Genomic DNA, 20447 nt, shown 5'->3' on the forward strand with positions numbered 1-20447 from the left:
CCCGAGACCTCCTTAGGTAAGCCTTGCCTAACCTATCGGAGATCGGGGCGCACGCCAACCACGCCACACCGGTGGACGCAGTTACGCGAGGACACCCAGGAGGGCGCGGGCACACAGGTCACGCACCTGTTCCCGGGTCGGCTCCCCCTCGCCGCGCAGCCATTCGAGACAGACGGCGGTGGTGAAGGCGAGCCAGCCGCGCACGGCCAGGCGCACCTCGGGAGCCGCCCCGAAGACCGGTCCGAACTCGGGGTCGGCCGCGAGCGCGGCCAGGATCTGCCGCTCCTGCGCGGCCAGGGCCTGCCGGTAGACCCGGCGCACGGCCTGGTCGCCGGCCGCGTCGGCGCGGTGGAAGGCCCGGAAGCCGTGGGCGTGGGCCTCGACGTAACCGAGGTAGGTGTCGAGGCCCGCGGTGAGCTGCTCGCGCACCGGCACCCCGGGGACGGCGGCCGTCATGCGCAGCATGCGCGCGCTCTCCCGCTCCACGACGGCGGCGAAGAAGTCCCGCTTGGTCGGGAAGTAGTGGTACAGCAGCCCCCGCGAGACCCCGGCGATCTCGGCGACCTGCTCGATCCACACGTCGTCGTAGGGGCTCTCCGAGAACAGCTTCGCGCCGACCGACAGCAACTGCTCACGGCGTTCCCCGGTGCTCAGTCTGCGCCGGGCGCGTTCCCCCTGGTTCGCGGGCATGGCGTCACTTTACTTGACGCGGATTCAACAACGGGACCACACTGGAACACCTTATTGAACCCACGTACAACATGCGCGCGTCACAGCTTCAACCAGCCGCTGGATCAAGGGAGATCGCGTCATGGCGGAGACGACGGGGACCACGGGGTCCGGGCTGCCGAAGGGTTTCAGGAGCGCCGAGCAGGGCTGGCCCGAGCTGCACCGCATCCCGCATCCGCCGCGCCGGCTGCCGCTGCTCGGCGATGTGCTCGGCGCCGACCGGCACACCCCGCTCCAGGACTCGATGCGCTTCGCGCGCGAGCTGGGTCCGATCTTCCGGCGCCGGGCCTTCGGCAAGGAATTCGTGTTCGTGTGGGGGGCACGGCTCGTCGCCGACCTCGCCGACGAGGCCCGGTTCGCCAAGCACGTCGGACTGGGCGTGGCCAACCTGCGGCCGGTGGCCGGGGACGGCCTGTTCACCGCCTACAACCACGAGCCCAACTGGCAGCTGGCGCACGACGTCCTGGCCCCCGGATTCAGCCGGGAGGCCATGGAGGGTTACCACGGGATGATGCTGGACGTCGCCGGCCGGCTCACCGACCACTGGGACCGCCGGCAGGCGGCCGGGCGGACGGTGGACGTGCCCGGCGACATGACCCGGCTGACCCTGGAGACTATTGCGCGGACCGGATTCGGGCACGACTTCGGCTCCTTCGAGCGGGAACGGCCGCACCCCTTCGTCACGGCGATGGTCGGCACCCTGACCTACGCGCAGCGGCTGAACAGCGTGCCCGGTCCACTGGCCCCGCTGCTGCTGCGCGCCGCCGCCCGGCGCAACGCGGCCGACATGGCCTGCCTGAACCACACGGTCGACGCCCTGGTCGCGGCCCGGCGCGAGTCCGGCGGCGGCGAGGGTGACCTGCTGGACCGCATGCTGGCCACGGCACACCCGGAGACCGGGGAGAAGCTGTCCGCGGAGAACGTCCGCAAGCAGGTGATCACGTTCCTGGTGGCCGGGCACGAAACCACCTCGGGCGCGCTGTCCTTCGCCCTGTACCACCTCGCCCGGCACCCGGAGATCGCCGCCCGGGCCCGCGCCGAGGTGGACCGCGTCTGGGGCGGCACCCCGCGGCCCGGCTACGAACAGATAGCCAGGCTGCGCCTCGTCCGCCGCGTGCTGGACGAGTCACTGCGGCTGTGGCCGACCGCGCCCGCCTTCGCCCGGGAGGCCCGGCGGGACACGGTGCTCGCCGGTGAGCACCCCATGCGCCGGGGCGCGTGGGCGCTGGTGCTGACGCCGATGCTGCACCGCGAGCCGGAGGTGTGGGGCGAGGACGCCGAGCGGTTCGACCCGGACCGCTTCACCGCGGCGGCCGTACGGGCCCGGCCGCCGCACACCTTCAAGCCGTTCGGCACCGGCGCGCGGGCCTGCATCGGCCGCCAGTTCGCCCTGCACGAGGCGACCCTGGTCCTCGGCCTGCTGCTGCGCCGCTACGAGCTGCACACCGACCCCGGCTACCGCCTGAGGGTCGCCGAACGCCTGACACTGATGCCGGAGGGGCTGCGGCTGCGACTGGAACGACGGCCGGCACCGCCGGACACCGCCGGCGGTGCGGGCGCGCGCCCGGCGAGACACCCCCTAGGGGGTGTCACGTCGCGCCCGGCTTGACCGGGGAGACAGCGCCTGAGCGCCGGCTGTCCAGTGCGCCGGCCGGGTGACCGACTCCGGCAGCCTGGTGCCGGCGCTGCCCCGCGCGGCGGTCAGCTGCGGCTGGGTGAGGAAGAACGCGCCGGTGAGGTCCGCGTCGGTCAGATCGGTGTCGCGCAGGTCGGCGCCGATCAGGTCCGCACCGCGCAGATCGGCACCGGTGAGGTCGGCGGCGATGAGGCAGGCACCGCGCAGGCTCGCCCCGCGCAAGTCGGCGCCCCTCAGCCGGGCGCCGATGAGATCAGCGCCCCGGCGGTCCTTGCCCTTGCCCTTCCCCTTGCCCTTGCCCTTCCCCCCGCCCTCGCCGCCCGCACCGGCCCGGACCAGCTCGCTGGTGCGCAGCAGGAGCACGTTGACCTCCTGCCGGTGCGCGGCCACGTCCAGGCCGGCCAGTTCCTCGGGCGTCTGCCGGGTGAGCCGCTCGGTCCGCTCCAGCGCCTGCCGCAGCTCGGGGTGGACCGGCCGGGCGGCGGGCAGCCCCAGCGCCTCCGTCAGGTACCACAGCAGCTCGTGCAGCTGCCGGACGACGGGGAACACGTCGAACATCCGGCGGGCGTGCTCCTTGGGGCCGGTCCGCCAGTCCTGCCCGCCGAAGGTGAGCTGCGAGACCTTCTGCCCGGCGCCGAAGCAGTCGTAGACCGTGCAGCCGGTGAACCCGCTGGTGCGCAGGTCGGCGTGGATGCCGCAGCGGTGGTCGCCGCCGAGGTTCGGGCAGGGCCGGCCCGCGGGCTTGTCCAGGGCGAAGTCGGCGGAGCGGGCGAAGGGCAGGGCGACACAGCACAGCCCGAAGCACTGGGCGCAGTCACCGCGCAGGTCGGCGAGGTCGGTTATCTGGTCCGGCATGGTCCAACCCTACTGACCTGCCCAGTCGGCCCCGCACGCCGTGCGGCCACGGCGCCGCGCGCCTCACACCTCGTCACGCGCCATCGCCAGCAGCCGGTCCAGGACGCGGGGCGCGCCGGCGCGCAGGCCGTCGTGCTCGAACTCGTCGGTGACCCAGGTGCGCAGGCCGCGGACGGCGCGCGCGGTGTCCAGGGAGTGGGCGGCGTCGACGTACATGTCGTCGTGGTAGACCGCCGCGACGACGGGGACCTCGTTGGCGGCGAGGCGGGCCGGGTCGTACAGCGGGCCCCAGTCGGTGCGGGCGGCGAGCAGCTCGGCCGTCTCGCGCAGGGGCCGCAGGGCCGGGTCGGTGTCGAACATCCACGGGTGGACGGTCTCCCCGGTGAAGAGCACGGGACCGTCACCGGTGAGCGCCTTGGCCGCGTCGAACTGCGGGAACTCGGCGCGGACGCGTTCGGCGGCCCAGGCCGTGGGACGGGCGTCCTGGCCGTAGATCGCCTCGTGCACCACGGCGTAGAGGGGGTGGCCGGCGTACGACAGCAGGGCCTGCGCCTGCTCCTGGAAGGCGTCCGACAGTTCGGTGCCGCCGGGCGTGCGGACGAAGGCGTCCTCCAGCAGGTGGTGCAGGCGGTGGCTGCCGTCGCTCGTGCCGAGCATCTGGCCCAGGGACTGGAAGGCCTCCACCGTGAAGCGGTAGCCGTTGGGCAGGACCACGTCGTGGGTGAGGAGGTGGTCGGCGATCCGGCGGGCCCGCTCCACGTCCTGCGGGTAGCGGGCGTAGTGCGCGGCGACCTTGCGCTCGATGCGCGGGTAGGCGGCCCGGTAGACGTCGTCGGCGTGGGCGTGCAGGGAGGGCAGGCCGCCGGTGATGACCGCGGTGTCGATGCCCTCGGGCGCGAGGGAGAGGTACGACACCGTGCAGAAGCCGCCGAAGCTCTGGCCGAGCACCGTCCACGGGGCGCCGCCGGTGACCTGGGGGCGGATGGCCTCGCAGTCGCGGACGATCGAGTCGGCCCGGAAGCGGGTGAGGTAGTCGGCCTGTGCGGCGGGGCCGCCGCGCAGCGGGAGCGTCTGCCGGGTGGCGGGGGTGGAGCGGCCGGTGCCGCGCTGGTCGAGCAGGAGGACGCGGTAGTCGTTCAGCGCCCGGTCGAGCCATGCCTGACGTCCGACGAAACGATTCGCTCCGAATCCGGGCCCGCCCTGGAGGTACACCAGCCAGGGCAGGTCCTGCCCGGCCTTCTCGCTCGCCACCACCTCGCGCGCGTACAGCTCGACGCTCTCGCCTCCCGGGTCGGCGTGGTCGAGGGGCACGGTGAAGTGGCGGTCGGTGAGGACGACGCCGGGCTGGCGGTAGCTGAGGCTCAACGGGTCTCCCGTGACGACGGTACGGACGCGTCCCAGTTCAGCACATGACCGGACGCCTGCCGAGCCCCGGGATCATGGTTTCTTACTGAACTCCCGGTCAGCGCGCGACCAGGCTGGAGCGGCGCACCACCAGCTCCGGCTGGAGCACCACCCGCCGGTGCTCGTGGGCCTGCTTCCGCTCGTCCCGCTCGGTCTCCTCCAGGAGCAGTTCGGCGGCGAGGGTGCCCAGGGTGACGGCGGGCTGGCGCACGGAGGTGAGGGGTACGGCGGCCGCGGCGGCGAACTCGATGTCGTCGTAGCCGACGATCGCCAGCTCGTCCGGGACGGTCACGCCCGCCGCGTACATGGCCTGGAGGACGCCGAGGGCGAGCGGGTCGTTGGCGCAGAAGACGGCGGTGGGGCGGTCGGCCAGGCCGAGCAGGCGGGCGCCCGCGTCCCGGCCGGCGGCCACGTCGAGGCGTTCGGTGGGCAGCTCGCGCAGCGCCTCGGGGCCGAGCCCGGCCTCGGCGAGCGCGGTCAGCGCGCCGGTGCGCCGGTCGCGGACCTGGTTGAGGCCGGGCGGGCCGCTGACGTAGGCGATCGAGCGGTGCCCGGCGTCCACCAGGTGGCGCACGGCGAGGGCGCCGCCCGCGACGTCGTCCACGGAGACGGAACACTCGGTGGTGCCCTCGGCGACCCGGTCGACCAGCACGAACGGGATGCCGTGCCGGCGGAAGGCCGCGATGTTGCGGCCGGTGGCGTCGGCCGGGGTGAGCAGCACACCGCGCACCCGCTGCTCGGCGAAGAGCGACAGGTACTCCGCCTCCTCGGACGCGTCCTGCGCGCTGTTGCAGACCATCACGCCGAGCCCCGCCTCCCGCGCCGCCCGTTCGGCGCCGCGCGCGACGTCCACGAAGAACGGGTTGCCCATGTCGAGCACGAGCAGCCCCATGATCCGGCTGCGGCCCGCGCGCAGCTGGCGCGCGGACTCGCTGCGGACGTAGCCGAGCCGGTCGATGGCGGACAGCACCCGGGCGCGGGTCTCGCCGGCGACGGTGTCCGGGCGGTTGATGACGTTGGAGACCGTGCCCACGGACACTCCGGCGGCACGGGCTACATCCTTGATACCCACCGACTGGGCCATCGGGTTTCGGACCTCCAGAACACGGCGATGCGGCGGGACGACCTTCACATTACCGTCACGCCGGCAGGGCGAAGTCGGCCACGTGCAGCGCCGAGGGCGTGGTGCCGGTGGATTTCTCCTGGTACAGGAACGACAGGACGTTGTCCGCCCGGATCCGGGTCTCGTCGACCACCACCTCCCCGAAGGCGTGCAGTCCGCCGCCGTCGGACAGGAGCGTCCAGTCGGTGTGGCCGGACTCCCGTGAGGCCGCGGCGATCCGGCCGAACGGGAGGACGGCGTAGGCGTTGTCGTACCGGTCCAGGACCAGCTTGGTGCGCCGGCTGGTGCCGAGGGGGACGGGAATCTCGGTCTTCCGCCAGCCGCCGGAGGCGGTCTTGCGCAGGTGGAAGGCGCGGGCGTGGGCGGTGCGGTCGGCGACGTGGTCCGTGGTGCACCGGCCGGAGCGGCCGGGGACGTAGCTGATGACCGCGTGCGGGAGGCCGGCGGAGTCGGTGCACTGGCTCTCCTGGTTCATCAGGGAGTGGCCCGGGGCCAGCGGGTCCACGACGAGCCCGCCGTCGCCGACGGACACCTTGTCGGGGCTTCCGGTGGTGCCGACGACGGTGCCCGCGTCGTTGCGCCAGGTCCGGCCCCGGTCGTCGGACCAGACGTAGCCGGTGTCGTGGTTGGTGAGGCCGCCGGCGCCGCGGATGACGGCCGGGTCCCGCTCCCGCCAGGTGAACATGGCGTGCAGCCGGCCCCGCGTGTCGTAGTCGATGCCGTGCAGGTACATGTTCCGGGCGGTGCTGGAGCCGTGCGCGCTGGTGTAGGTGCCGCTCGCGGAGGTCCACTCCCCCAGCGCGGTCCAGTGCGAACCGTCGTACTCGGCGAGGCCGTTGCGGCCGTCACCGGAGACGCCGGCGCGGTAGCCGAGCTGGAGCCGGCCCTCGGGGGTGACGAGGAACTGCGGGTAGGTGAACCGCTCGGTGAGCGCCAGTCCGTCGAGCGTCGTCCGTACGGGGCCGAACGCGGAGGGGGTCCACGCCGTGCCGGCCGGGTCGGCCAGGAGAGCGGCGGCCGACTTGACGTAGAAGAAGCCGTCGCTGTGGGAGTCCATGATCAGGTGGAGGCGGCCGTCGGCCGGGGAGACGCCCATGCAGACGACGTTGTGGGAGTCGTCGGCCTTGAGCCGGTGCGGCAGGGTGACCGTCGACCAGGTGGCGGCGCCGAGGGCCCGGCGGGCGACGACCGCGTGGCGGCTGGCGGTGTACCAGGCGGCGTACTGGTGGCCCTGGTGGGTCAGCAGGCCGTTCTTCTGGAAGGAGTTGGTGTTGACCAGGCCGTCGTAGGAGACGAAGTAGAGGGCCCGCGGGTCGAGTGGCGTGGTCCCCCTGCTCGTGACCGACGGGCCCGGGACGGCCGCGCGGGCGGTACCGGCGGGGGCGCCGGCCGGCTGGGTGTGTCGTCTCATGTCCGGCTCCGCGTGATCAGGCGAGGTGGAACACTTCGGTGAGCGGCCGCATGGCCTCGTCGGGCCGGGTGCCGTCCAGGGACTCGAAGAACGGCGCCATCTCCTCCTGCCAGCGGGCGTTGACCTCGGTGGCCTCCATGCCCGCCCGGGCGGCGGCGAAGTCCTCCGTCTCCAGGTAGCCGACCAGCAGGCCGTCCTCCCGCAGGAACAGCGAGTAGTTGTGCCAGCCGGTCGCCTTCAGGGCGTCCCGCATCTCCGGCCAGACGTCGGAGTGCCGCTCACGGTACTCGGCGAGCCGGTCGGCCCGTACCTTCAGCAGAAAACACACGCGTTGCACCGGTGATCCCCTTCGTCCGTCGCCTGGAAGGCGAACTCGTCGATGTTCCGGGCGTCGAACACCGTCGGCTTGCCCAGGGTGACAACGCCGTCCTCGCCGAGGGTGTACGTCGTGGCGCCGGCTTCGAAGGCCTCGCCCCTCTTGCCGCTGATCTGCCCGGAGGCCGGCGCGACCGCGGCGCGGGCGGCCAGGCCGCCGAGTTTCGCCGGGTCCCACAGCCCGAAGGCCTCGACGGTGCCGTTCTCGACGTACCTGCGCATGTCGTTCGGCCTGCCGAGCCCGGTGAGCTTGACCCTGCCCTTGTACTTCGAGCCCGGCAGGTACTGGGCGGCGGCCTTGATGCCGACGGTGGTCGGGGAGATGATCCCCCCGCAGGTCCGGGTGTTCCCGGAGCAGGCCCTGGGTCTGCCGGAAGGACTGCTGGGCGTCGTCGTTGCCGTAGGCGACCTCGACGAGTTTCACGTCCTCGTACCGGGGGCCCTTCAGCTCGTCCTCCATGTAGCCGATCCAGGTGTTCTGGTTGGTCGCGGTCTGCGCGGCCCGTGCGTCATGAGGGCTCCTCAGCGACATCGAACGGCAGGGCCGCGGGCCGCGCCGATGTCGTGAAAGGTTTCAAGTGGATGGCCGGGACGGTAGGCACCGCAGTCATGTCACGTCAATGGGTGCGTATCGAGAAACGTGCGATCGACGAGTTTCGGCGCGGGGCGACGGAAAGATGAGCCGGCCGGACCGCTTGACACCCTTTCAGGCGGCCCCTAGCTTGCCGTTCTGAATCGTTTCACATGCTCAGTCGTTCCGGCCGACACCACAGGAGCCCTGCAGTGACCGACCTCGCCGCGGTGAAGGCCGCGCTCAAGACCCAGGCCGTCGAGACGCCGTCGTGGGCGTACGGGAACTCCGGCACCCGCTTCAAGGTCTTCGCGCAGCCCGGGGTGCCGCGCTCACCGTGGGAGAAGCTCCAGGACGCGGCGCAGGTGCACGCCTTCACCGGCATCGCGCCAACGGTCGCCCTGCACATCCCCTGGGACACGGTGGACGACTACGGCGCGCTCGCGAAGTACGCCGAGGAGCGGGGTGTGCGGCTCGGTGCCGTCAACTCCAACACCTTCCAGGACGACGCCTACAAGCTGGGCAGCGTCTGCCACCCGGACGCCGCGGTGCGCCGCAAGGCCGTCGACCACCTGCTGCGGTGCGTCGACATCATGGACGCCACCGGGTCCCGGGACCTGAAACTGTGGTTCGCCGACGGTACGAACTACCCGGGGCAGGACGACGTCCGCGCCCGGCAGGACCGGCTGGCGGAGGGACTGGCCGAAGTGTACGAACGGCTCGGCGACGGGCAGCGGATGCTGCTGGAGTACAAGTTCTTCGAGCCGGCGTTCTACACCACCGACGTCCCGGACTGGGGAACCGCCTACGCCCACTGCCTCAAGCTCGGCGACAAGGCCCGGGTGGTCGTCGACACCGGGCACCACGCGCCGGGCACCAACATCGAGTTCATCGTGGCGACCCTGCTGCGGGAGGGGAAGCTCGGGGGGTTCGACTTCAACTCGCGGTTCTACGCCGACGACGACCTGATGGTGGGGGCGGCGGATCCGTTCCAGCTGTTCCGGATCATGTACGAGGTGATCCGGGGCGGCGGGTTCGGCTCCGGGACCGCCTTCATGCTCGACCAGTGCCACAACATCGAGCCGAAGATCCCGGCGGTCATCCGCTCGGTGATGAACGTCCAGGAGGCCACGGCGAAGGCTCTGCTGGTCGACCGTGAGGCGCTGGCCGCGGCCCAGAGTGCGGAGGACGTGCTGGGAGCCAACGCGGTGCTGATGGACGCGTACAACACCGACGTGCGGGGGCTTCTGGCGGAGATACGCGAAGAGCTGGGGCTGGATCCCGATCCGATGGCCGCGTACGCCCGGTCCGGGTGGGCGGAGAGGATCGCCGCCGAGCGGGTCGGCGGGGAGCAGGCCGGCTGGGGGGCGTGAGCGTCCGCCGGGTTCCCGTTCCGTCGCGGGGTGCGGGCCCTCTTCGGCCGGCGCACGTGCCCGCGCCAGGCCCTGTCCGGCCGGTCGCGCGAATCCCCGCGCCCCTCCACCACGTCCCCCTCTCCCGGAAAGAACGGCAGTCATGACCACCCATCCCGAAGTCGCCGCGCTCCTCGACCGCTCCCACCGGCTCGGCTCCGATCCCCGCAACACCAACTACGCCGGCGGGAACGCCTCCGCCAAAGGCACCGCCACCGACCCGGTCACCGGCGGGGAGGTGGAGCTGATGTGGGTGAAGGGGTCCGGTGGTGACCTCGGCACGCTCACCGAGGGCGGGCTGGCCGTGCTGCGGCTGGACCGGCTGCGGGCGCTCGTGGACGTCTACCCGGGGGTCGAGCGCGAGGACGAGATGGCCGCCGCGTTCGCGTACTGCCTGCACGGCAGCGGCGGGGCCGCGCCGTCCATCGACACCGCCATGCACGGGCTGGTGGGCGCCCCCCACGTGGATCACCTGCACCCGGACTCCGGTATCGCGCTCGCCTGCGCGGCCGACGGGGAGGAGCTGACCGCCGAGTGCTTCGGGGACAGGGTGGTGTGGGTGCCGTGGCGGCGGCCCGGGTTCCAGCTGGGGCTGGACATCGCCGCGGTCAGGGAGGCCCATCCGCGGGCCGTGGGGTGCGTGCTGGGCGGGCACGGGATCACCGCCTGGGGCGACTCGTCCGAGGAGTGCGAGCGGAACTCGCTGTACATCATCCGCACCGCCGAGGAGTTCCTCGCGGAGAAGGGGAAGGCGGAGCCCTTCGGGCCGGTCGTCGAGGGGTACGCGGCCCTGCCCGAGGCCGAGCGCAGGGAGCGGGCGGCGGCCCTCGCGCCGTACGTGCGGGCGCTGGCGTCCCAGGACCGGCCGCAGGTCGGGCACTTCACCGACTCCGACGTCGTCCTCGACTTCCTCGCCCGCGCCGCACACCCCCGGCTGGCCGCCCTGGGCACCTCCTGCCCCGACCACTTCCTGCGCACGAAGGTACGGCCGCTCGTCCTGGACCTGCCGCCGGCCGCACCGCTGGAGGAGGCCGTCGCCCGGCTGAGGGAACTGCACGCCGCCTACCGCGAGGAGTACGCCGCCTACTACCGGCGGCACGCGCGGCCCGACTCCCCCGCCATGCGCGGCGCCGACCCGGCCGTGGTGCTCGTCCCCGGCGTCGGCATGTTCAGCTTCGGCAAGGACAAGCAGACCGCCCGGGTGGCGGGCGAGTTCTACGTCAACGCCGTCAACGTCATGCGCGGGGCCGAGGCGGTGTCGTCGTACGCGCCGATCGAGGAGGCCGAGAAGTTCCGCATCGAGTACTGGTCGCTGGAGGAGGCCAAGCTCCGGCGGATGCCCGGCCCGAAGCCGCTCGCCGCACGGGTGGCGTTCGTGACGGGCGCCGGCAGCGGTATCGGCAGGGCCATCGCGCACCGCCTGGCGGCGGAGGGGGCGTGTGTCGTCGTCGCCGACGTGAACGCCGAGGGCGCCGCGGCGGTCGCCGAGGAGCTGGGCGGGCCGGACACGGCCGTCGCCGTCACGGTCGACGTCACGTCCGAGGAGCAGATCGCCGCCGCGTTCGAATCGGCCGTGCTCGCCTTCGGCGGGGTCGACCTCGTCGTCAACAACGCCGGGATCTCCCTGTCCAGGCCGCTGCTGGAGACGTCGGCCGAGGACTGGGACCTCCAGCACGACATCATGGCCCGCGGGTCCTTCCTCGTCTCGCGTGAGGCCGCCCGGGTGATGACCGCCCAGGGGCTGGGCGGCGACATCGTGTACGTCGCCTCGAAGAACGCCGTCTTCGCCGGCCCGAACAACATCGCCTACTCCGCGGCCAAGGCCGACCAGGCCCACCAGGTACGGCTCCTGGCGGCCGAGTTGGGCGAGCACGGCATCCGGGTCAACGGCGTCAACCCGGACGGGGTGGTACGCGGCTCCGGTATCTTCGCCGGCGGCTGGGGGGCGCGCAGGGCCGCGGTGTACGGGGTCCCGGAGGAGAAACTGGGCGAGTTCTACGCGCAGCGGACCCTCCTCAAGCGGGAGGTGCTGCCCGAGCACGTGGCGAACGCGGTGTTCGCGCTGACCGGCGGGGACCTCACGCACACCACCGGGCTGCACGTCCCGGTCGACGCGGGTGTGGCGGCCGCCTTCCTGCGATGAGCGCCGGTGTGAAGTCGTACGCCGCGGTCGACCTCGGGGCCTCCAGCGGGCGGGTGATGGTGGGGCGGGTGAGCGCGGACTCGGTGGAGCTGAGCGAGGCGCACCGCTTCCCGAACCGGCCGGTGCGGGTGCCGGAGGGACTGCGCTGGGACATCCTCGCGCTGTACGGCGGTGTCCTGGACGGGCTGCGGGCGGCGGGCCGGGTGGACTCCGTGGGCATCGACGGCTGGGCCGTCGACTTCGGCCTGCTGGACGCCGACGGGGCCCTGCTCGGCAACCCGGTGCACTACCGCGACGCCCGCACCGACGACGTCGCCGAGAAGGTGTGGGCGACCGTGCCGGCGGCCGAGCTGTACGCCGCGACGGGCATCCAGCACGCGCCGTTCAACACCCTCCACCAGCTCACGGCCGCCCGCTCGACCGCGCAGTTCGCGCATGCCGTACGGGTGTTGCTCGTCCCGGACCTGCTGACGTACTGGCTCACCGGCGAACAGGGCACCGAGCTGACCAACGCCTCCACCACCCAGCTCCTCGATCCCCGGACGCGGACCTGGTCGTACGGGGTCGCCGAGCGGCTGGGCATCGACCTGGACCTGTTCGCACCGCTGCGGCAGCCGGGGGACCCGGCCGGCCTGCTGCGACCGGAGGTGCTGGCGGAGACGGGCCTGACGGGTCCGGTGCCGGTGACGGCCGTCGCCTCGCACGACACCGCCTCGGCGGTGGCCGCCGTCCCGGCGACCGGCGGGCGCTTCGCCTACATCTGCACCGGCACCTGGTCGCTGGCCGGCCTGGAACTGTCCGCGCCGGTGCTCGGCGAGGAGAGCCGGGCCGCGAACTTCACCAACGAGCTGGGCCTGGACGGGACCGTCCGCTACCTGCGCAACATCATGGGGCTGTGGCTGCTCCAGGAGTGCGTACGGGCCTGGGGCGAGCCGGACCTGGGGCTGCTGCTGCGGGAGGCGGCCGGCGTGCCGACGCTGCGGTCGGTGGTGGACGCCGGGGACGGGACGTTCCTGGCGCCGGGGCGGATGCCTGAGCGGATCGCGCAGGCGTGCCGGGCGTCGGGGCAGCCGGTGCCGGAGACGCGGGCCGAGATCACCCGGTGCATCCTCGACTCGCTGGCCCTCGCCCACCGGCGGGCCGTCGCGGACGCGCAGCGGCTGGCCGACCATCCGGTGGACGTGGTGCACCTCGTCGGCGGCGGCACCCGCAACGCGCTGCTGTGCCAGCTGACGGCGGACGCCTGCGGCCTGCCGGTGGTGGCCGGCCCGACCGAGGCGGCGGCGCTCGGCAACGTCCTCGTGCAGGCCCGGGCGCACGGACTCGCCGGCGATCTCCCCGCCCTGCGCCGGCTGCTGACCCGCACCCAGCCGCTCACCCGGTACACGCCCCGGGGCGACACCGCCCGGTGGCGCGCGGCCCAGGACCGGCTCGCCGCGCGGTGAGCCGGGCTCTGCCCGCGGCCGGGACGGCCGACTACCCTGCACTCGTCCGATGACCCACACCGAGGAGCCGCGATGCGTGTCGCCCTGTTCCTGACCTGCGTCAACGACACGCTGTATCCGGACACCGGCAGGGCGGTGGTGAAGCTGCTGACGCGGCTGGGCGTCGAGGTCGACTTCCCGATGGCGCAGACCTGTTGCGGGCAGGCGCACTACAACACCGGCTACCGCCGTCAGGCGGAGCCGCTGGCCCGGCACTTCTCCGACGTCTTCGGCGCGTACGAGGCGATCGTGACCCCGTCCGGGTCGTGCGGGGCGATGGTGCGGGAGCTGTATCCGCGGATGGGGGAACGGGCGCGGGCCGAGGGGCGCGGGGACACCCTCGCCCGGACGCTGGCGCCGGTGGTGCCGAAGACGTACGAGCTGACGGAGTTCCTGGTGGACGTGCTCGGGGTGACCGACGTCGGCGCCTGCTACCCGCACCGGGTCACCTATCACCCGACCTGCCACGGGCTGCGCGGTCTCCGTCTCGGCGACCGGCCGCGCCGGCTGCTCGAAGCGGTCAGGGGGCTGGAACTCGTGGAGCTGCCGGGCGCGGAGGAGTGCTGCGGGTTCGGCGGCACGTTCGCGCTGAAGAACGCCGAGGTGTCGGCGGCGATGGGCGCGGACAAGGTGCGCAACGCGGAGTCGACCGGCGCCGAGGTGCTGTGCGCGGCCGACAACTCCTGCCTGCTGCACATCGGCGGCACCCTGACCCGGCTCGCGGTGGACATGCGGCCGGTGCACATCGCGGAGATCCTGGCGAGCACGGAGGAGGAGGCGGCGTGAGCGGAACGTTCGTCGGCATGCCGGCCTTCCCGCGGGCGGCGCACGACGCCGTCCACAACCCCACCCTGCGCGGCAATCTGCGCCACGCCACGCACACCATCCGCGCCAAACGGGCGAAAGCGGTGGGCGAGTTGTCCGACTGGGCGGCGCTGCGGGAGGCGGGCCGCCGGATCAAGGACCACACCCTGCGCCATCTCGACCGGTACCTGGTGCGGTTGGAGGAGTCGGTCACCGCGGCCGGCGGCACGGTGCACTGGGCCGCCGACGCCGACGAGGCCAACCGGATCGTGACCCGGCTGGTCAAGGAGACCGGCGAGTCGGAGGTCGTGAAGGTCAAGTCGATGGCCACGCAGGAGATCGGCCTCAACGAGGCCCTGGAGGCGGAGGGCATCCGCGCCTACGAGACCGACCTCGCCGAGCTGATCGTGCAGTTGGGCGGGGACCGGCCCTCGCACATCCTCGTCCCGGCCATCCACCGCAACCGGGGCGAGATCCGGGACATCTTCCGCACCGAGATGGGCGCGTGGGGCCGCCCGGCCCCGGAGGGGCTCTCGGACACGCCCGCCGAACTCGCCGAGGCGGCCCGGCTGCACCTGCGGGAGAAGTTCCTGCGCGCCAGGGTCGGGATCTCCGGCGCCAACTTCATGGTCGCCGAGACCGGCACCCTGGTCGTCGTCGAGTCCGAGGGCAACGGCCGGATGTGCCTGACCCTGCCCGAGACGCTCATCTCGGTCGTCGGCATCGAGAAGGTGGTGCCGACCTGGCGGGACCTGGAGGTCTTCCTCCAGACCCTGCCCCGCTCCTCCACGGCCGAGCGGATGAACCCGTACACCAGCATGTGGACGGGCACCACGGACGAGGACGGGCCGCGCGCCTTCCACCTGGTGCTGCTCGACAACGGCCGTACCGACACCCTCGCCGACCGGGTCGGCCGGCAGGCGCTGCGCTGCATCCGCTGCTCGGCCTGTCTGAACGTGTGCCCGGTGTACGAGCGGGCGGGCGGGCACGCCTACGGCTCGGTCTACCCGGGCCCGATCGGTGCCATCCTCAGTCCCCAGCTGCGGGGTACGGACAGCGAGATCGACGCCTCGCTGCCGTACGCCTCCAGTCTGTGCGGGGCCTGCTACGAGGTCTGCCCGGTCGCCATCGACATCCCGGAGGTGCTGGTGCACCTGCGCGAGCGGGTGGCCGAGGGCGGTCCGGCGGTGCGGCAGGGCAACAAGGTGGTGCTCCGGCCGGCCAAGGGGCACGCGGCCGAGCGGGCGGCCATGCGGGCGGCGCGCTGGGCGTTCACGCACCCGGGTGCCCTGCGGGCGGGCCAGCGGCTGGCTTCCCGGACCCGCCGGCTGCACCCCCGTACCCTGCCGGGTCCGGGCCGGGCGTGGAGCGGGAGCCGGGACCTGCCTGCCGTGCCGCCGGAGCCCTTCCGGGACTGGTGGCGGCGCACGCGGGGCGGGAAGGACGGCGGTCGGTGAACGGCAGGGAACGGGTGCTGGGGCGGGTGCGGCGCGCGCTCGCCGACGTCACGCCGGACGAGCGGCCCTACGAGGAGGCGGTGCCGCGGGACTACCTGCGCGCACACGGCGAGCGGACCGCCGGGCAGACGGTGGAGCTGCTGGCGGAGAACCTGGCCGACTACCGGGCGGTCGTGCACCGCGCCGACGCGGCGGAGCTGCCGCCGCTCGTCATGCGGCTGCTGGCCGCGCGCGGCGCCCGGGAGGTGCTGGTCCCGCCGGGACTGCCGCCGTGGTGGCTGTCGGCCGCCGGTCCGGTGCGGATCCAGGACCGGGCGGCGGACACCGCCCGGCGGCTGGACCGGGTCGACAGCGTGGTGACGGGCTGCGCCGTGGCGATCGCCGAGACCGGCACCATCGTTCTCGACGGCTCCCCGGACCAGGGCCGCCGCCGTATCTCGCTCGTCCCGGACCACCACATCTGTGTCGTCCGCGTCCCCGACCAGGTCGTCCCGTCGGTCCCCGAGGCCCTGGAACGCCTCGACCCGGCTCGCCCGTCGACCTGGATCTCGGGGCCGTCGGCCACGAGCGACATCGAACTGGACCGGGTGGAGGGCGTGCACGGCCCCCGCACCCTGGAGGTGATCCTGCTCGGCTGACCCCGCGGGGACGTCGTGGCGGCCGCCGTCGCCCGGGTGGCGGCTCCCCGGCGGCGTCCGCCGGTCGGGGCACGGCGGGATGAGGCGCGCGGTGTCCTGCCGTAGCGTGGGGGAATGATCCGGTTCGAGCAGGTCACCAAGCGGTATCCGGACGGTACGACGGCCGTGGACGACCTCTCCTTCGAGGTGGCGGAGGGGGAACTGGTCACGCTGGTGGGGCCGTCCGGGTGCGGCAAGACGACGACCATGATGATGGTGAACCGGCTCATCGAGCCCACCTCCGGCCGGATCCTGCTGGGCGGTGAGGACATCGCGGCCGTCGACCCGGTGCGGCTGCGCCGCCGGATCGGCTACGTCATCCAGCAGGTGGGGCTCTTCCCGCACCGCACCGTCCTGGACAACACCGCGACCGTGCCCGCGCTGCTCGGCTGGAAACGGGCGCGGGCGCGGGCCAGGGCGGCCGAGCTGCTGGAGATGGTGGGCCTCGATCCGAGGACGTACGGGCCGCGCTATCCGCAGCAGTTGTCCGGCGGGCAGCGGCAGCGGGTCGGGGTGGCGCGGGCGCTGGCCGCGGATCCGCCGGTGCTGCTGATGGACGAGCCGTTCGGCGCGGTCGACCCGGTGGTGCGCGAGCAGCTGCAGGACGAGTTCCTGCGGATGCAGGCCGCCGTGCGCAAGACGGTGCTGCTGGTCACGCACGACATCGAGGAGGCCGTCCGGCTCGGCGACCGCATCGCCGTGTACGGGCAGGGCCGCGTCGAGCAGTTCGACACGCCCGGCGCGGTGCTCGGGGCGCCCGCGACGCCGTACGTCGCCTCCTTCGTGGGCGCCGACCGCGGGCTGAAGCGGCTGTCGGTCACCGCGATCGAGCCGGAGGACCTGGAGCAGCCGCCCGTGGCCCGGCCGGACGAACCGGCCGAACGGGCCGCCGGGCGGCTGCGGGCCGAGGGCGCGCGGTGGGCGGTGGTGCTGGACGCGGACGGTGACCTGCACGGCTGGGTCGGCGTCGGGGAGCTGGCGGCCGGCCGCACGGTCGGGGACCTCGCCCACCGGATGACCGCGTGGGTGCCGGTCGGCGCGCCGCTGAAGCAGGCGTTCGGGGTGATGCTGCAGCACGACGCCGGGTGGGTCGCCGTGCTGGACGGGGCGCGGTTCCTGGGGGTGCTGACCCCGGCGAAGCTGCACGAGGCGCTGCGCCGCTCGGTGGACGCGGACGCCCGCGGTGTGTCGCGGGGGCAGGTGGTGTTCGACTCGGTGTCGGACGCCTGAGGCGGGCTACGCCAGCAGGCCCTTGTCCCGCAGGTAGGCGCGGGCCACGTCGGCCGGGAGCCGGCGCCAGCTGTCGACCTGGCGGTTCATCGCGGCCAGGTCGCCGGTGGTGAGGACGTCGCCGAGCCTGCCGAGCGCCTCGGCCACACCGGCGCCGCCGGCGCGGGCGCGGTTGACGACGGGCACGACGTGGTCGGCGTTCTGGAGACGCCGGTCGTCGGCCAGCAGGACCAGGCCGAAGGAGTCGAGGGTGGCGTCGGTCGTGGTGGTCAGCACCATCTGGTCCCGGCCCTCCTGAACGGCCCGTTTGGCCTGGGTGGTGCCGACGCCCTTGGGATCGATGCCGGTGATGTCGATGCCGTACACCTTCCGCAGGCCCGGTGCGCAGTACGGCCGCCGAACGCACTCGTCGCCCGCCGCGAGCCGCACCTTCAGTCCTGCGGCACCGAGGTCGCTGAGGGTGCGCAGGCCGTGCCGGCGGGCGTAGGCGGTGCTCACCGCGAAGGCGTTCTGGTCGACGGCCCGGCCCGGCGGCAGCACGGTGAGGCCGCGGGGTGCGGCGAGGGCGCGCAGGGCCCGCATGGTGGCGGTGAGGTCGGGCGAGCCGGCCGGGGGCGCGTCGGCGCCGTGGGTCTTGGCGGCGAGCCAGTCGGCGAAGGTGGCCGCGTACTCCGGTACGACGTCGATCTGCCCGGATTCCAGTGCCGGTTCGTACAGTTCCCGGTTGGCGACCGTGAGGATGGACGTGCGGTAGCCGGCGTGGTCGAGGAGCTGGGCGTAGAGGTGGGCGAGCAGGTCGCTCTCGGTGAAGCCGGCCGAGCCGATGGTCAGCCGGTGGCGGTCGCCGCGCGGTGCGGTGACCTGGCCGCGGTCTTCCAGGGACGGGCCGGTGGAGCAGGCGCCGAGCGCGAGGAGCACGACCGCCACGAGTGCCGTACGGCCGCTCATCGGCCACCTCGGACCCAGGCCGGGGCCAGCCGCTCGGCGGCCTCGAAGAGGCCCTCGACCAGCAGGGCGAGGACCGCGACGAGCAGCGCGCCCGCGACCACCTGGGGGGTGCTCGCGAGGTTGAAGCCCGCCGTGATGATCCGGCCGAGGCCGCCGCCGCCCGCGAGCGCGGCGATGGTGGCGGTGGCGACGAGCTGGACGGCGGCGATCCGCACCCCGTTCAGCAGCAGCGGGAGCGACAGGGGCAGTTCCACGCGGAACAGCAGCTGCCGGCCGGTCATCCCCATGCCCCGGGCGGCCTGGACGACGCCGCGGTCGACCTCGCGCATGCCGACGTAGGCGTTGGTGAGCAGCGGTGGCACGGCGAACAGCACCAGGGCGACCACCGTGGGGCCCTCGCCCCAGGTCCCGACCGGGGTCAGCAGGAGCAGGACGAGCACGGCGAAGGTGGGCACGGCCCGGCCGACGTTGGAGATGTTCACGGCGAGCGCACCGCCCTTGCCGAGGTGCCCGAGGACGAGGGCCACGGGCAGGGCGATCAGACAGCTGACGAGCAGGCAGACGACGGTGAGGGCCAGGTGCTGGAGCAGCCGGTGCCGGACGCCGTCCTCGCCGGACCAGTGCGCGGGGTCGGCGAGCCAGTCCCAGGCGGCGGTGAGGGTGCTCATGTGCCGGTCGCCCTGGTCCAGGGGGTGATGAGCCGCTGCACGCCCAGCAGGAGCAGGTCGGCGGCGACGGCGATCAGCACGCACAGCACGGAGGCGGTGAGCACCTGGGCCTTGAAGTAGGTGTTCATGCCCGCGTAGATGAGGTTGCCGAGGCCCCCGTGTCCGACGATCGCGCCGACCGTGACCAGGGAGACCGCCGAGACGGTGGCGATCCGCAGGCCGGCCATCGCGGCGGGCAGGGCGAGGGGCAGTTCGACGGCGAGGAGCAGGCGGACGGGGCCGTAGCCGAGGCCGCGCGCGGCCTGCCGGGTCTCCTCCGGGACCGCTCGCAGCCCCGCGAGGATGTTGCGCACCAGCAGGGTGAGCGAGTACAGCACGAGTCCGGCCACGACCAGGGTGGCCGAGAGGCCGTAGAGGGGCAGGAGCAGGGAGAACATCGCCAGCGACGGGATGGTGTAGAGGACCGTGGTCACGGCGAGGACCGGACCGGCCGCCCAGCCCCAGCGGCGGGCCGCCACCGCCAGCGGCAGGGCGATCACCAGGCCGATCAGCACCGACAGCAGGGTCAGCTGGAGATGCTGGAGGACCGCGTCGAGCAGGATCTGGCGGCGGGTGCTCAGGTAGGCGCCGCAGATCCATTCGTTGCGTGCGAGGCAGTCGTCCGGGGGCGCGGTCACGGCTCCATTGCACCGGGCGGGCGGTCGTCCCGGCACGCCGGGATGACCCGTACGGGGTGTTCCCCGGGATGGCGCGCGGGGGCGGGGAGACGCCAGGGCGGCGGGCGTGCCGCGGGGACGGGGACACCGCGATGGCGGTCGCGGGGGCCGCCCGCGCTCTCGGGGGCGTCAGCGCATGCCCGCCGCGTCCAGCAGGGTGGTCACCATGGCCGTGGCGAGTCCGTCGTCGAGGCGTTCCACCCCGGCGCCGGCCCGGGCGCTGGCGCCGTCGAAGACCAGCAGGAGCTGGCGGGCGAGCAGTTCGGGGTCGCGGGCGCCGCCCTGTTCGGCGTCGGCGCGGAAGTGGGCGGCGAGCCGCTCCTTGACCCCGCGGGCGACCGCGCTCGCGGGGTGCTCGGGGTCCTTCAGTTCGACCAGCACGGCCAGGTAGGGGCAGCCGTGGTAGTCGGCGTCCAGGGAGGCCCGTGCCAGCCGCTCGAAGACGTGCAGGATGCGCTCGCGCGGAGTCGCGGTCTCCGGGTGGGGGTGCGCCAGCTGGGCCTCGTACCACGGGATGCTCCGCTCCAGGCTCGCGGCGAGCATCGCGTCCTTGCCGTCGAACAGCTGGTACATCGACCGCTTCGAGACGCCCGCCGCCCGGCACAGCGCCTCGATGCCGACGGAGACGCCGTCGCGGTAGGCGAGCCTGGCGGTGGCGTCGAGGAGCCGGTCGCGGGGGGACGCCTTCTCGGTGGTGGCCATACGGCGAGACTACCGCGCCGCCGCCCGGCAGAAACCGATCGGTGTATACGATGGCGCGGAGGGTGAACAAGCGCTTAGATAGGACCCCGGTACCTGCTCCCG

18 protein-coding genes and 1 pseudogene are annotated in these 20447 nt (G+C 73.5%); 8 read left to right on the forward strand and 11 right to left on the reverse strand.

Going from position 1 to position 20447, the window contains the following annotated elements:
• Window positions 1–81: 81 nt before the first annotated feature.
• On the reverse strand, window positions 82–690 hold the full coding sequence (locus ABZ576_RS09630) for a TetR/AcrR family transcriptional regulator (protein ID WP_360738027.1): 609 nt from the start codon (window positions 688–690) through the stop codon (window positions 82–84).
• A gap of 121 nt (window positions 691–811) precedes the next feature.
• Between ABZ576_RS09630 and ABZ576_RS09635 the strand changes: the two genes are divergently transcribed.
• Window positions 812–2338 carry a cytochrome P450 gene (locus tag ABZ576_RS09635; RefSeq protein WP_360738029.1) on the forward strand — a complete coding sequence of 509 codons (1527 nt, stop codon included), beginning with the start codon at window positions 812–814 and terminating at the stop codon, window positions 2336–2338.
• On the opposite strand, the gene ABZ576_RS09640 is transcribed toward ABZ576_RS09635, so the two are convergent.
• The 6 genes and pseudogenes from ABZ576_RS09640 to ABZ576_RS09665 form a co-directional block, all read right to left on the reverse strand.
• Window positions 2309–3220, reverse strand: coding sequence for a pentapeptide repeat-containing protein (locus tag ABZ576_RS09640; RefSeq protein ID WP_360738032.1), 912 nt, complete (start codon window positions 3218–3220; stop codon window positions 2309–2311). The genes ABZ576_RS09635 and ABZ576_RS09640 overlap by 30 nt on opposite strands.
• 63 nt (window positions 3221–3283) lie before the next feature.
• Window positions 3284–4585: an alpha/beta fold hydrolase gene (locus ABZ576_RS09645; RefSeq protein ID WP_360738034.1), complete on the reverse strand. Its 1302-nt coding sequence runs from the start codon at window positions 4583–4585 to the stop codon at window positions 3284–3286.
• Between the two features lie 97 nt (window positions 4586–4682).
• Window positions 4683–5708 carry a LacI family DNA-binding transcriptional regulator gene (locus ABZ576_RS09650; RefSeq protein ID WP_360738037.1) on the reverse strand — a complete coding sequence of 342 codons (1026 nt, stop codon included), beginning with the start codon at window positions 5706–5708 and terminating at the stop codon, window positions 4683–4685.
• Window positions 5709–5763: 55 nt separating this feature from the next.
• Entirely contained in the window at window positions 5764–7158 is a 1395-nt protein-coding gene (locus ABZ576_RS09655) for a BNR repeat-containing protein (protein WP_360738039.1), read from the reverse strand.
• Between the two features lie 16 nt (window positions 7159–7174).
• Window positions 7175–7495, reverse strand: a complete 321-nt coding sequence (locus ABZ576_RS09660; RefSeq protein WP_360738041.1) for an L-rhamnose mutarotase — start codon at window positions 7493–7495, stop codon at window positions 7175–7177.
• Window positions 7471–8035: pseudogene (locus ABZ576_RS09665) on the reverse strand (substrate-binding domain-containing protein); the annotation flags it as partial. The pseudogene ABZ576_RS09665 and the gene ABZ576_RS09660, both read right to left, overlap by 25 nt.
• A 281-nt stretch (window positions 8036–8316) precedes the next feature.
• Here ABZ576_RS09665 and rhaI point away from each other — a divergent pair.
• From rhaI to ABZ576_RS09700, 7 genes are all read left to right on the forward strand, one after another.
• Window positions 8317–9477, forward strand: a complete 1161-nt coding sequence (gene rhaI / locus ABZ576_RS09670; RefSeq protein WP_360738043.1) for an L-rhamnose isomerase — start codon at window positions 8317–8319, stop codon at window positions 9475–9477.
• Window positions 9478–9619: 142 nt separating this feature from the next.
• The gene (locus tag ABZ576_RS09675) at window positions 9620–11659 is read left to right on the forward strand and encodes a bifunctional aldolase/short-chain dehydrogenase (protein ID WP_360738045.1); all 2040 of its coding nucleotides are present in this window, start codon (window positions 9620–9622) and stop codon (window positions 11657–11659) included.
• Window positions 11656–13104 (forward strand): rhamnulokinase family protein, encoded by a 1449-nt coding sequence (locus ABZ576_RS09680; RefSeq protein WP_360738047.1) that lies wholly within the window; start codon window positions 11656–11658, stop codon window positions 13102–13104. The genes ABZ576_RS09675 and ABZ576_RS09680 overlap by 4 nt, the downstream gene beginning before the upstream one ends.
• Before the next feature lie 72 nt (window positions 13105–13176).
• Window positions 13177–13929: a (Fe-S)-binding protein gene (locus ABZ576_RS09685; RefSeq protein WP_360738049.1), complete on the forward strand. Its 753-nt coding sequence runs from the start codon at window positions 13177–13179 to the stop codon at window positions 13927–13929.
• Entirely contained in the window at window positions 13926–15404 is a 1479-nt protein-coding gene (locus ABZ576_RS09690; protein ID WP_360738051.1) for a LutB/LldF family L-lactate oxidation iron-sulfur protein, read from the forward strand. Before ABZ576_RS09685 ends, ABZ576_RS09690 begins: the two co-directional genes overlap by 4 nt.
• Complete coding sequence (locus ABZ576_RS09695) at window positions 15401–16042, forward strand: lactate utilization protein C (protein ID WP_360738054.1); 642 nt, start codon at window positions 15401–15403, stop codon at window positions 16040–16042. Before ABZ576_RS09690 ends, ABZ576_RS09695 begins: the two co-directional genes overlap by 4 nt.
• 114 nt (window positions 16043–16156) lie before the next feature.
• Window positions 16157–17311: a betaine/proline/choline family ABC transporter ATP-binding protein gene (locus ABZ576_RS09700; protein ID WP_360738056.1), complete on the forward strand. Its 1155-nt coding sequence runs from the start codon at window positions 16157–16159 to the stop codon at window positions 17309–17311.
• Between the two features lie 6 nt (window positions 17312–17317).
• Here ABZ576_RS09700 and ABZ576_RS09705 read toward each other — a convergent pair whose 3' ends face one another.
• The 4 genes from ABZ576_RS09705 to ABZ576_RS09720 all read right to left on the reverse strand — a co-directional run bounded on the left by ABZ576_RS09705 (window position 17318) and on the right by ABZ576_RS09720 (window position 20345).
• Window positions 17318–18259 carry an ABC transporter substrate-binding protein gene (locus ABZ576_RS09705; protein ID WP_360738059.1) on the reverse strand — a complete coding sequence of 314 codons (942 nt, stop codon included), beginning with the start codon at window positions 18257–18259 and terminating at the stop codon, window positions 17318–17320.
• Complete coding sequence (locus ABZ576_RS09710; protein ID WP_360738061.1) at window positions 18256–18927, reverse strand: ABC transporter permease subunit; 672 nt, start codon at window positions 18925–18927, stop codon at window positions 18256–18258. Before ABZ576_RS09710 ends, ABZ576_RS09705 begins: the two co-directional genes overlap by 4 nt.
• Window positions 18924–19604, reverse strand: a complete 681-nt coding sequence (locus ABZ576_RS09715; RefSeq protein WP_360738063.1) for an ABC transporter permease — start codon at window positions 19602–19604, stop codon at window positions 18924–18926. The genes ABZ576_RS09710 and ABZ576_RS09715 overlap by 4 nt, the downstream gene beginning before the upstream one ends.
• Before the next feature lie 168 nt (window positions 19605–19772).
• A complete protein-coding gene (locus tag ABZ576_RS09720) occupies window positions 19773–20345 on the reverse strand; it encodes a TetR/AcrR family transcriptional regulator (protein WP_360738065.1) in 573 nt (190 codons plus the stop codon).
• Window positions 20346–20447 lie beyond the last annotated feature (102 nt).

The organism is Streptomyces sp. NPDC013455 (assembly GCF_040632975.1).
GTDB lineage: Bacteria > Actinomycetota > Actinomycetes > Streptomycetales > Streptomycetaceae > Streptomyces.

Bases quoted from the DNA above. Each gene is read 5' to 3' on its own strand.
- ABZ576_RS09720 (WP_360738065.1), bottom strand. From the start codon at position 20,345: ATGGCCACCACCGAGAAGGCGTCCCCCCGCGACCGGCTCCTCGACGCC.
- ABZ576_RS09705 (WP_360738059.1), bottom strand. From the start codon at position 18,259: ATGAGCGGCCGTACGGCACTCGTGGCGGTCGTGCTCCTCGCGCTCGGC.
- ABZ576_RS09650 (WP_360738037.1), bottom strand. From the start codon at position 5,708: ATGGCCCAGTCGGTGGGTATCAAGGATGTAGCCCGTGCCGCCGGAGTG.
- ABZ576_RS09710 (WP_360738061.1), bottom strand. From the start codon at position 18,927: ATGAGCACCCTCACCGCCGCCTGGGACTGGCTCGCCGACCCCGCGCAC.
- ABZ576_RS09655 (WP_360738039.1), bottom strand. From the start codon at position 7,158: ATGAGACGACACACCCAGCCGGCCGGCGCCCCCGCCGGTACCGCCCGC.
- ABZ576_RS09635 (WP_360738029.1), top strand. From the start codon at position 812: ATGGCGGAGACGACGGGGACCACGGGGTCCGGGCTGCCGAAGGGTTTC.
- ABZ576_RS09640 (WP_360738032.1), bottom strand. From the start codon at position 3,220: ATGCCGGACCAGATAACCGACCTCGCCGACCTGCGCGGTGACTGCGCC.
- ABZ576_RS09680 (WP_360738047.1), top strand. From the start codon at position 11,656: ATGAGCGCCGGTGTGAAGTCGTACGCCGCGGTCGACCTCGGGGCCTCC.
- ABZ576_RS09630 (WP_360738027.1), bottom strand. From the start codon at position 690: ATGCCCGCGAACCAGGGGGAACGCGCCCGGCGCAGACTGAGCACCGGG.
- ABZ576_RS09700 (WP_360738056.1), top strand. From the start codon at position 16,157: ATGATCCGGTTCGAGCAGGTCACCAAGCGGTATCCGGACGGTACGACG.
- ABZ576_RS09685 (WP_360738049.1), top strand. From the start codon at position 13,177: ATGCGTGTCGCCCTGTTCCTGACCTGCGTCAACGACACGCTGTATCCG.
- ABZ576_RS09675 (WP_360738045.1), top strand. From the start codon at position 9,620: ATGACCACCCATCCCGAAGTCGCCGCGCTCCTCGACCGCTCCCACCGG.